Genomic DNA, 11,919 nt, shown 5'->3' with positions numbered 1-11,919 from the left:
GTCACTCCGAAGCTGTCCCGTGAGAATGACCCCCAACAAGACTCCCGTTAGGTGTTGGTGATGTCTCAAGACAGACAACCTTCATTGCTGATCTTGCGGTTGAATTCAACTCATTTACAAATCAAATTTATTCACAAGTCCCCAATCTTATTGATTACAGTCCGAACTTCCCATTCCTTTGCTTTCAACCTCCTAAAGAAGATACTGATTATACAAAAATTTAACGATTCTAACGAAAGGGATTTGATCACTTTCCCCGTGCCACATTCTGATAAGATAGAAAGATGATTTTTCCGTTCTTTTACTATCCCAGAGAGTTATATGAGCTTGAAACGTTTACCCAATATTCTCATCGCCTGTGTATTGGCATTATCGCTGTTTGTTTCCGGTTGTAGTTCAACGATGACCTCTGCTCCTCCAACGGCAGATCAATCCAATTCAGGCAGCCAAATGGTCGCATCGGAACCTGTATCGGGGGGTGAGTTTAATAAGTTTTTCCCAAAAAGTCAGGGAGACTATAAAGTTAATTTTCGTCAGGAAAAATCAGGATTTGCTCAGGCTAAAGTTTCTCAAGGGGGTGAAGAAGTCGCCTTACTTTCGATTAATGATACCGCCAATAATCCCACGGCAGCTTCTAAATTTCAAAACAGCAATAAAAGTATTGCCGGATATCCGGCTGTGACTCAGGGTAGCAATACAACTGCGATTTTAGTCGCCAATCGCTATCAGGTAAAAGTGACCTCTAAGACTTTGAGTGAAAGCGAACGGGAAAAATGGTTAACTCAGTTTAATTTAACAGGTTTAGCCAGAGTTAAGTAAACTGTTTTCTTGAGAGCCTTAGACAACTTTGCTTGTTTTTATATCGCTAAACACTCTAATTTTTGAACTTTAAAAAAGGAGAATTGTTGTGAGCAAATCAATTATTAAGTTGGTCGATGAGCTTCCCACAGACAATATTACAACTAAAGCCCTACACGCCCTAGATTTTGTGATTCCGGGGGAATGGGATAATTGGGTCGGGTTTGACAATACTATCCGTACTGTTACTGGAGAAGACGACGAAGACCTGATTCAGCAAATTGGCGATCGCGCTGTAATACTATTCAATGATAAGTCAGAAGGCTATCAACGGGCTTTGTGGCTTTACCAAACGATTAGCGGATCGGGTCGGGCGATCGGTGCGGCTACCCTTGCCAATATGGTGGGAGACAAAATTCCTCTGGTGGGAGGTTTGTTGACGAGTCTGACTCCTAAACCCGCCAAAGCCCAAACGATAGATCTCTCACTGAAAGTTGTTGGGGAATTATTGGGTTTCTGCGCGATCAATGGCATTCCGGGAGATAGTATTGGTGACTTTGTTGGTTCTTTGGGGGATTATAGCGGGGACGCTTTGATGCGGATGGCGGCTTTAGTTTGTTTTGATGGTTTAATTCCTTTGGGGCCTGATTTTATACAAGCTGTTTCAGAATGGATCGAACGACTTTCCCCTTCAGACTTAGAGGAAAACCCTGGCTTCAAAGAAATGGAAGACGCAATTCCTGGGGATACTCAAAACAGTAAATTAGGCTTTATTGGGGAAGCGTTTTCTTCGGTTTCCGGTTGGATGGGAGATTTTGTCAGCGATCGCGGTATTACCCCTACAAATGTTGCTAATAGCTTGCAAAGTTTTGTAGAATTTAGCGATGACAAATTGGATTATTTGGGTGCATTCCTGGATATGAGTACCAATTATTATGAACATACGGGAATTCAAACCCTGGCTCGTCGTTTAGTTGAACGGGCAAATGCCGAAATTTAACCCTTGAAACTCAAGTTTGACAGCTTGTCTTTTGACGCACTTTAACCCCTGACTTACAATCCAACTACTGAATTTTTAATCTAAGTTTTCTAGTCAGGAGTTGTATTCTTAAATGAGCATGAGATTTTTTCTCACATTAGCTACAGTTGTTACTGTAATTTTGTTTGGAAATTCACTGAGTCGGGGTGAAGTGCAAAGAAGTTCAGCAGTTGAACAAAGTCACGAATCTCACGGAGAGGGGATGAATCACAATCACGAACCGATGGAAATACCCCAGGGTCAACCCATTCCAACAGTTGATTTGGTGGTTCATCCCGATCAGATGAAAGGATGGAATCTGGAGGTGAAAGTCTCGAATTTCCGCTTTGCACCCGAACAAGTTAACACTGATGCCCGCCCCGGAGAAGGACACGCTCACTTATACGTTAACGGAGAAAAAATTACGAGAATTTATGGAAATTGGTATTATCTCGATACTCTCGAACCTGGACAAAATCAACTGCGAGTGAATTTGAATTCTAATGATCATAAACAGTTAGTCCATCAAGGTCAACCGATTGAGGATGTCGAAGTTATCGAGGCGGATGCTTTAGCCAATTGATGGATTGACACTCCCACGCCGTAAACGGCGGGGATTCTTGGTTCAGCGAGTCCACTTAATACAGATAGGGCGACCTATCTATACCAGAGATGGACTCTCCTCAAGCGTTTTGCTCCATTTCATCAGCCTGTTTGGGTATGCCCTACCCTACAGTTCAAAACCTAAAATCTTGGTTTCTCTGTACTTGTTGCGTTGCGCGCTAATAAGCGTACAAGCTTTCCTGTACGGAACCCCATAACTTCAGTGCGTCAAGGTGCGCTGCCTTTTCGGCGACTGGGTTTTTAGTGTGGTTGATTACCCTTTCCACAAAAGAAAGTTTAGCATCAAGCCGTCCTCAAGGACGGGGCTTGTATCCCAATTTTTTCGGTCAATGTTCTATTTTTTTCGGGATTAGGCTAGACTTCCGCTCAGAGAACGGTATAATAAGGTGGGCATTTTGCTCCGAAGTTCGTAGCAGTCAGTGATAGGGTGATTTGTAACTTCACTTTTCTCTGAATCTAGAGAAAAAACCGATACGCTGATTACTAATTCTCGTGAGTTGTTGCTGAGATTTGAGCAAGGAAATATCAATGTCAGAAGAAACTGAAGCTAAAAAGCCAGCAGCGAAAAAAGAAAAGCCGCCTGCTGTCGAGGATAAACCCTTTGCTGAGTTTATCGAACAGGATTATATTCCCGCTTTGCAAGATGCGTTGACCAGTCAAGGTCTTGAAGACTTGGAGTTGAAATTTGCAAAGGAAAAGTTTCCTGCAAGTGTAGGGACTTCTGAACCCTGTTGGCAAGTGATGGGTCAATGGAAAGGGGGCAAACGTCAATTTAATGTTTACTTTCCGAATGAAGATATTAAAGCTCAAAAGGTATTCTCTTTGGCGGATAATGGTTCTAAGCCCAGTGGGATAGAGCCGTTTTTGGGAGATGAACGTCGCATCAACCTGTCTTTGCTGGTGTTTGGTGTGGTTCAGCGCCTGAATGCTCAGAAGTGGTTAAATCGAAATTAGATGCAATAAAATTATTCTCTCCTCGCTTCTAGATTGCTATTGAATTCGATTGAGTGGAAGTCAGTTTTTCAAAGAATGCTGACTTCTTTATTTTTGAGTGCGGCGAATTGTTAAGTTTTATCAAAATCATTATAATTTATGAATAAACAGACCTATTAATTACCCCATCTAAAATTATGGTTGAGAAAGTTCAAAAGTCTGAACAAGAGTGGAAACAACAACTCACTCCCGAACAGTTCAAAGTTACCCGTAAACACGGAACAGAACCAGCTTTTACAGGCAAATATCACGACAATAAACAATCCGGAACTTACAAATGTGTCTGTTGTGGGACTGAGTTATTTACCTCCGAGGCTAAATATGATTCAGGAACAGGTTGGCCGAGTTTTTGGAAACCTGCGAGTGAAGAAAACATTAGCTACAAAGAAGATAGTAGCCTGTTTATGAAACGCACCGAAGTCTTATGTGGGGCTTGCGATGCTCATCTGGGTCATGTCTTTAATGATGGCCCCGCTCCCACAGGTCAACGGTATTGCATGAACTCCGCCGCCCTTGACTTTGTTCCCGGTGAGTCCTAACAACGGGAGGTGGGGAGGTAGGGAGGATTTTTATTAACAAAAAGCTATTTTTCATGTTTAAAAAAGTCCTCTCCCCATCCCCCCAATCCCCCAGGGGGGATTAAAATTAACGTTAGGGCTTTGTTTTAATTGTGACTGGGCCGTTAACCATCGTTTGGCAAGCGAGTCGATAACTGTCTGGTTTTTTCTTGAGAATACGCTTTTCGGTATCAGTACGGGGGGAGAGATTTTCCATTCCTTCAACAACTTCAACAATACAAGTCCCACATTGACCATAACCCCCACAATTCATCATTTTACCCATGAAAGTGTAGAGGTCAATTTGCTTTTCTAGGGCTTTAATCCTCAAGTTGGCTCCATCGGCGGCAATAATTTCCTGATTTTCGTTGACAAATTTAATGTTAGCCATTCGAGATTCCTGAATTCAATTTCTTTAAACTTATAAAAAAATGTTAACAAAATGAGGGCATTCGTGATTATGTGGTAAATCTACATAGTCAAACACACCCGAATAGGAAATAAGACTCTACTGCGGATCTTAGGGGAAGGCTTGCAGGTTGTTATCCGGAAGATTACTCACCGCCCGTTGCAAACGAGACAAAGCCCGGTTATAACCAATAACCGCCTGTAGCAACTGGTTTTGAGCGCGAGTTAAATCCGTTTCTTGGTTAATCACATCAAGCTGAGTTCCCACACCCGCCTGAAACCGTAACCGAGCCAAACGTAACGCTTCTGTCGCTTCTTCAACCCCTAAATTTGCCACACCAATATTTTCAAACGTCGCCTGCAAGTCATAAAACGCACTTTCGACTTCTAAGCGAATATCATTGATCAGTTCAGAATACCGTTCCTCAGCGATCGCAATATTAATCTCCTGCTGACGAGCATTTGCTTTCGCCAAACCCCCATCAAAGAAATTCCAGCGCATTTGCAACTGAATATCGTAACCATCCGCCCAACCTTGGTTCGCAAACGGATCACTGTTATCGGATAATATCCCTAAGACATTATAGTTTATGGTGGTACTTAAATTCGGTCGTTGAGCAGCACGGGCAGCAATACGTCTTTGTTCGGCGAGGTTACGGTTCACCAATTCCTGTTCTAGCTCCGCTCGGTTGTCGTAAGCGAGGACAATACTTTCCTCTAAGGTGAAATCCCAAGCCCCAGCCAAGGCGATCGCATCGGCTGCAATCAAGTTAACATTTTGACTAACATTCAAAATATTTGCCAATTCTCGCCGTCGGGTTCTTTGGTTGCTAATCGCATTGGTGAGATCTTGCTGAACTCGTGATAAGGTGACTCGCGCCTGCAACACTTCAAATCGAGTTCCTACACCCGCTCGTTCTAAGGCTTCCGCATCTTCCAAACTTTTTTGGGAGTTGCGAACCGCAGCCCGTTGAATCTCAACTTCAGCATCAGCCTCTTGCAAGTTGTAATAAGCTTCTGTCACATCCAGGCGTAACTGTTCCACACTGCGTTCAAACTCCAACCGCGCTAAACGCAACTGTTCTTCGGAGGCTTGAATTCGCGCTCCCCTGGCTCCACTCAAGTCAAAATCATACTGGAATTGGAATGTATTCTCAAACGTAGTCACCCCATAAGTTCGCGAAAGACTGATGGCTTGTTGTGAACCTCTAGCCCTCAGTTCACGATTTCTGGCTGAGTTGGCAATATCGTTAGCCGCACTAAACGAACGAGTTAGGTTTGAGATATACGATAGAGTCGGGTAAAGTTCAGCTTGGGCGGATCTCAAAGCCGCTAAATTTTGTTCGACTTGCAATTCAAACACTCGAATTTCTTCGTTATTGCGTCGAGCCAAATCCACCGCTTGCGATAAAGTAATCGGTACGGTTTCTTGAATTTCAACTTGTCGAGGCTGATTTGGAGTATACAAAGGATTAGAACTCGGTAACGTAATCGGGGGTGGATTGGTTTGTAAGATACCGCTAGGAGTCGGCTGGGGAAAGGGTTCGTTTGGGGGACTCAGATCAGGAGCCTCTAAGGTTGGGGTGTCGCCTGCTTGAGCAATCTGGGGAGGTTTCCCAGAAATACTTTCAGGAAGGAGTTGAGAGAGTTCAAATAAGTTCGGAGTTGAGTTGCGAGATCTCCGTTGATTGTCTAACCGAACAGATGGCTGGGGTGATGAGAGTCTCTCTGAGGTGGTATTTGGACTTAATGAGGTGGGAATACTACGATGACTCGGAGTTGAGGGTTTAACGGGATTTTCCTTAAACACCGTTTCTTCTGAAGCCTCGGAATAGTCTACAGTTGGCTGTTGTGAACGAGCAGAGGTAAAGTTATTGAGAATAGACGGTTGTACAGTCGTCTCAGTTGCAGTCGGTTTAACCGGATTTTCTTTAAATACCGTTTCGACTGAAGATTCAGAGTAGTCTACAGTTGGCTGATCTGAACTCGCAGACGTAAAATTATTGAGAATAGATTGTTGTACAGTCGAGTCAGTTGCAGTTGGTTTAACGGGATTTTCTTTAAATACCGTTTCTTCTGAAGCCTCGGAATAGTCTACAGTTGGCTGTTGTGAATTTGCCGTAAAATTATTGAGAATAGATTGTTGAACAGTCGAGTCAGTTGCAGTCGGTTTAACCGGATTTTCTTTAAACACCGTTTCTTCTGAAGCCTGAGAATTGTCTACATTGGGTTTCTCTGGAGTCGCAGACGTAAAATTATTGAGAATAGATTGTTGTACAGTCGAGTCAGTTGCAGTTGGTTTAACAGGATTTTCCTTAAACACCGTTTCTTCTGAAGCCTGAACATTTTCAGGGATTGGCTTGTCGGAACTTGAAGAAATAAATTTATCGAGAATTCTGGGTAGAGTTGAACCGACAACAACGGATTTAGTTGGATTTTGCTTCAACACCTTTTCTAGAGAAGATTCCGCCTTATTCAGTGTCAGGTTATCCTCCGTGGTTGAACTTTTGAAATGATTGATAATCGCCCGTGGAGAAGTAGGTTTAACGGGAGTGGGTTTAACAGAATTTTGTTTGATAGAAACTTCGACAGTATTAGAAACAGAATCCGGCGATGAGGGTTCTGGCGAAGCTTCTAAGGATTGTTGATTTGGGGCTGGGGTTGCATCTGCGGTAGATTGGGCTGATCGAGTTTTAGTTGAATTTTGTTTAAAACCCGTCTGGGAAATCGAGTTTTGACCCTGAGATTCAATCGACATCGGGACTGCTATCCCTTGTCCTAAATAAATAAATGTAATCGCGCCGCTCACTCCCACAGCCAATAAATTTTGAAAAACAGGCATAAGTTTTTTTTACTGCGTCTGCAAGTCCAGAAACAATTTTAGTGCAATGAGGGTATGCTGCTACACAGAATTGAGTTGAAACAATGGGACATACTGAAAAGTTGCAGTCGAGTTACTACAAGCGTCCAGCAACAACCATTCAGCATCAACGATTAAACGTTCAAAGCTTTAGAGATTAATGCTTCGACATCAGTTACAGGCATAATCGGGGTTTTGAGCTGTTGAGACAATTCGGCTACACTCATATCATCGAGAAAGAGAGTATCTTCGTGTTTGAGCATAACCGACGGTAGCAGTATGCCATCACCTAAATTTTTTCCTTGAAGACCCTGAAGTAAATCTTGACCCGTTAGTAACCCTGTAACCGTGATAGTTTGTCCCCAGTATTGACTGCATAGGGCGATCATGTCAACTGTCAATCCAGAAATTTGGTTAAACCGTTCAACAACAGGTGCAAACGCAACTTCTACTGCATTTCCCACAACCCAAGTGAATCTTCGAGGAGTTTGTCTGTGATTGGGAAATTTAGCGATCGCCTGTTCAAATTCTTGCAGAAACTTACGAATTGAACCGACTCCATTCCCAATTTGCGGATAATCTTGATAATGGGAAGTTGGGGGTAACGGTTGACGAGCAATTAAAAACCATTCATCAGCTAACCATACACAATTTTGGTCAGATTTTTGCTGAAGTTTGTCTTGGATTCTCTGCACTTGAGCAATAACTTCTATGGCTTTTTCTGGGGTTACAGGAATTAATTCATCTTCGGGAGGACGAAACCGAGTTAACCCCACCGGAACCACCGCAACAGAAGCAACAGCCGGAATTTCTCCAGTGTGAAACCCGGCTAAATCTTGCAGAGTTGTTTCGAGATGTTGACCATCATTAATTCCCGGACAAACCACAACTTGAGCGTGAATTTGGAGACGATTTTCTTGAAACCATTGGAGTTGTTTTAAAATATCACCCGCCCGAGAATTTTTCAACAAACGAACTCGTACATCCGCTTCTGTAGCGTGAACAGAAACATAAAGCGGTGAAAGTCGCATTTGCGCGATTCGTTCCCATTCTCGTGGGGGTAAATTGGTTAACGTTAAATAAGAACCGTATAGAAAACTCAGGCGATAATCATCATCTTTGAGATAAAGTGTTTCTCGTTTTCCGGGAGGTTGCTGATCGATAAAACAAAACGGACAACGATTATTACATTGAATTAAACCATCAAATAATGCCGTTTCAAACTCTAATCCCAAATCCTGATCATAGTCTTTCTCGATTTCCACCTGATGAACTTTTCCCCGAGTATCGAGAACTTCGAGTTCTAAAATTTCATCCGCACAAAAAAATTGATAATCGATTAAATCACGGGGATGCTGTCCGTTAATAGAAATAATTGCATCTCCGGGTTCAAAACCCATTTCATCTGCTATCGAATCGGGAAGAACCTTAGTAATTTGAGCGGGACGAATTGAACGATTACTCATCTTAATATTTTCCTGTGGGATGTTAGGAGTTAGTTGAGAGTTCGGACAACTAACACCTAACAACGACTTAATCATGCACTGTTTTAACTATTTTCGATAGCGCCTCCAGCAACCGCCGCAATAATGGCGACTCCAAACGCCAATCGATACCAAACAAAAATCCAAGTATTCTGAGTTTGTAGATAACGAATTAACCAAGCGATCGCTAGGTAGGAAAATAAAGCCGATGAAATCAAGCCTGCAACCAGGGGAACTCCATCAATACTCCCTAATCCTTCATCTAATAACCCTTTTAATTCTACTAAACCTGCCAAAGTAATCGCCGGAATTCCCAGAAGAAAAGAAAATCGAGCCGCAGTCGCCCGTTCCAGCCCCATAAAAAGTCCAGCAGTAATGGTAGAACCGGAGCGGGAAACCCCCGGAACTAAGGCTAAAGTTTGAGCCAATCCCATTAATATCCCATCTCGCACATCAAGCTGTTCATAATTACGCTTACGAGTGCCGATTTTTTCCGCTAATCCTAAGAGTAATGCCATGACAATGGAAGCAATTGCAATGGATAGAATACTGCGTAAAGGTGAGTTATCAAAATCAGGAATGAAAATTTTAATCAGCAAGCCAAAAAAAACAATCGGTATTGTTCCTAAAGCAATTCCTAAAGCAAGACGAAACTCCGAAGATTGATAATCCGAATGGGTAATGGCTTTAAATGCACCAACTGTAACTTGTGTTAAGTCATTCCAAAAATACGACAGCACTGCGGCAATACTTCCCAGTTGAATGACTGCCGTGAATGCAACACCAGGATCTCCCCAACCCAATGCCACAGGTACAACCTTTAAATGCGCTGTACTACTGATGGGTATAAACTCGGTTAGTCCTTGTACCAACCCTAAAATTATTGCGCGAAATACATTAATATCTGTTGTTGTAACTACAGTTGATGGTTCCACGAGCTTTTATACGACAAAGGTGAACGATTGGTGGTGAACAATCCCTATGGTGTATCACCTAGTCATAGTCTGGCATTCTCCTTTAGTAACGGCAAGTCTAATGGGTGTTAAAAACAAATTTCAAACTCCCTTAAACCCAGATTGATTAAACTTTTATAGGGAGACCAAACCGATCATCACAAACTCAGTGGAATCTAGTCATCAATCTCTCCTCCTTTCCCCTGTACCCCTTCAATAATTCGGGAGAGTTCACTCTTTTCATTGACACTAATTCGAGTTGGAGAACCGCTAATAATTCGTTCATACTCCCGGAAAGAATCGGTAATCCGAGGGCCTTTATCAGTGATTGTATATTCTCGTATGCCTTTATCGTGCCATGAGCCTCTCATTTTAAACACGTTGAGCGCCCGAGACATTTCCCCTCGAATTTCCACATATTGCAGCATCAAAATGGTATCAGTGATCGTAGAAATATGGGAATCAGTAATTGAGTTAGACCCCATAAACTGATCGGTTGTATTGGTAAAAAATCCAGTAATTTCCTCTTGTTTGGCGTATCCTGTCACCCCAATTACAAACTGTCGAAACGCATTATTACTCACCCCTCGAGCGAGGGCAGATAAAGAATCAATTGCGATTCTAGCAGGCTTAAATTCCGTGATTTCTGATTTGATAATTTGCAGATGATCTTCGACTCCGGCAGATTCGGGATAACTACACAAAATCCTGAGTAATCCTTTCTGTTCCATGTCTTCAAAGTCAATCCCCCAGGAGTTGGCATTTCTCAGCAATTGAGCGCGAGATTCTTCATAGGCAAATAAAATGGCTCGTTCACCGTTTTTGCAAGCATTATTGATAAAAACACTCACCAGTAAAGTTTTTCCTGTCCCTGTTGCTCCAGTTGCCAAAATAATTGAATCTTTAAAAAATCCACCCCCACACATTTGATCAAGGGTTTCATTTCCAGAGGAAACTCTCACATTAGAAGAACGTTGAGTCAATCGCATTGCGCCCAAGGGGAAGATACTAATGCCGTTATTGGTAATGGTAAAAGGGAATTCTCCTTTCATGTGAGTTGTCCCTCGAAGTTTGAGAATTTCCATCGTTCGGCGACGACGTTCTCCCTCTAAAACATTACGGACAATAATCACATTATCGGAAACGAATTCTTCAACACCAAAACGAGCAACCGGACCATATTCTTGTTCTCGTTCTGTTGTCATTATAGTCGTGGCTCCCACTTGTTTTAAGCGAGCCACCAAGCGAAAGATTTCCCGTCTAACCACGCCTGCGGCTTCGTATTGTTGGAAAACCGCAGTCACGGAGTCAATCGAAACTCGTCTGGCTTTGTATTTGCGAATCGCGTATTGAATGCGTTCAATCAGAGCCGACAAATCAAAGTTTCCAACAATATCTTGTCCTTCAGGATCAGGAGAAGCATCTAAAATAAACAGTTTTCCTTGTTCGACTAATTCTTGTAAATCCCAACCAAAACTAGAAGCGTTTTTAATAATATCATTAGGAGATTCTTCAAAAGTAACAAAAATACCAGGTTCATCAAAATTGATAATTCCGTTATAGAGAAACTGAACTGCAAACAGGGTTTTACCCGTGCCAGATGTCCCACTGACTAAGGTTGTTCTTCCTAAGGGCATTCCCCCATGACTAATATCATCAAATCCTTCGACCATCGTTCGGATTTTTTGAACGCCAATCAGTTTACGTCCATTTTTCTTCGTCGCGTCTTGACTGCTTTCACTCATAATCTTTAGGTTTTAAAAATCCACCTCTAGTGCTAGAATACGATTTGCCTATTGCTACATTTACCACAAAACATGGATAGACTGTGCAGATTGTTGACTCAGAGGCCAAAGTCAGGGGTTTGGGTAAAGATACGGCACGATATAGCCGGGTCTAAAGATTCACCTTAGAGGTTTAGTCCATCATCACCGAGTTCTTCGTAGAGTAGGTCAAGTCCGATCAAGACTTTTTCTCGATCAGAGAGGTCACCAATGATTTTTCGCACAGGTGGAGGTAAAATCTTAGAAAGGGTCGGTGTGGCAAGAATCTTGTCTTCCTCGGCGAGTTGAGGATTTTTCAGAACGTCAATGACTTTGAGTGCATAAACGCCCTGAAATTCTTGTTCTAAGATTTCTTTTAAGGTTTTTAGCGCTCGTACAGAGTTCGGGGTATTTCCTGCAACGTAGAGTTTGAGAACATAGGTTTTCTTTAAAGGACTCAT

11 protein-coding genes are annotated in these 11,919 nt (G+C 42.5%); 5 read left to right on the top strand and 6 right to left on the bottom strand.

Annotated features, from left to right (window positions below; translation table 11 throughout):
* Positions 1-321: 321 nt before the first annotated feature.
* From L8106_RS03955 to msrB, 5 genes are all read left to right on the top strand, one after another.
* Positions 322-819, top strand: a complete 498-nt coding sequence (locus tag L8106_RS03955) for a hypothetical protein (protein WP_009782907.1) — start codon at positions 322-324, stop codon at positions 817-819.
* Positions 820-907: 88 nt separating this feature from the next.
* The gene (locus L8106_RS03950; protein WP_009782906.1) at positions 908-1,798 is read left to right on the top strand and encodes a hypothetical protein; all 891 of its coding nucleotides are present in this window, start codon (positions 908-910) and stop codon (positions 1,796-1,798) included.
* A gap of 118 nt (positions 1,799-1,916) precedes the next feature.
* Positions 1,917-2,399, top strand: a complete 483-nt coding sequence (locus L8106_RS03945; RefSeq protein ID WP_009782905.1) for a hypothetical protein — start codon at positions 1,917-1,919, stop codon at positions 2,397-2,399.
* Between the two features lie 569 nt (positions 2,400-2,968).
* Complete coding sequence (locus L8106_RS03940) at positions 2,969-3,394, top strand: DUF2996 domain-containing protein (RefSeq protein WP_009782904.1); 426 nt, start codon at positions 2,969-2,971, stop codon at positions 3,392-3,394.
* 176 nt (positions 3,395-3,570) lie between these two features.
* Entirely contained in the window at positions 3,571-3,972 is a 402-nt protein-coding gene (gene msrB, locus L8106_RS03935; protein WP_009782903.1) for a peptide-methionine (R)-S-oxide reductase MsrB, read from the top strand.
* 112 nt (positions 3,973-4,084) lie between these two features.
* On the opposite strand, the gene L8106_RS03930 is transcribed toward msrB, so the two are convergent.
* From L8106_RS03930 to kaiB, 6 genes are all read right to left on the bottom strand, one after another.
* Positions 4,085-4,381, bottom strand: a complete 297-nt coding sequence (locus L8106_RS03930; RefSeq protein WP_009782902.1) for a 2Fe-2S iron-sulfur cluster-binding protein — start codon at positions 4,379-4,381, stop codon at positions 4,085-4,087.
* A 129-nt stretch (positions 4,382-4,510) separates the two neighbouring features.
* Positions 4,511-7,240, bottom strand: a complete 2,730-nt coding sequence (locus tag L8106_RS03925) for a TolC family protein (protein WP_009782901.1) — start codon at positions 7,238-7,240, stop codon at positions 4,511-4,513.
* A gap of 152 nt (positions 7,241-7,392) precedes the next feature.
* Positions 7,393-8,724: a TIGR03279 family radical SAM protein gene (locus L8106_RS03920; RefSeq protein WP_009782900.1), complete on the bottom strand. Its 1,332-nt coding sequence runs from the start codon at positions 8,722-8,724 to the stop codon at positions 7,393-7,395.
* Positions 8,725-8,807: 83 nt separating this feature from the next.
* Positions 8,808-9,677, bottom strand: a complete 870-nt coding sequence (locus tag L8106_RS03915; RefSeq protein WP_009782899.1) for an undecaprenyl-diphosphate phosphatase — start codon at positions 9,675-9,677, stop codon at positions 8,808-8,810.
* 194 nt (positions 9,678-9,871) lie between these two features.
* The gene (gene kaiC, locus L8106_RS03910) at positions 9,872-11,440 is read right to left on the bottom strand and encodes a circadian clock protein KaiC (protein ID WP_009782898.1); all 1,569 of its coding nucleotides are present in this window, start codon (positions 11,438-11,440) and stop codon (positions 9,872-9,874) included.
* Positions 11,441-11,604: 164 nt separating this feature from the next.
* Entirely contained in the window at positions 11,605-11,919 is a 315-nt protein-coding gene (gene kaiB / locus L8106_RS03905; protein WP_009782897.1) for a circadian clock protein KaiB, read from the bottom strand.

Origin of the sequence: Lyngbya sp. PCC 8106, assembly GCF_000169095.1 — a bacterium.
GTDB lineage: Bacteria > Cyanobacteriota > Cyanobacteriia > Cyanobacteriales > Microcoleaceae > Capilliphycus.
The sequence above is the reverse complement of the archived record's forward strand: the minus strand, read 5'-3'. Positions and strand labels throughout refer to the sequence as shown.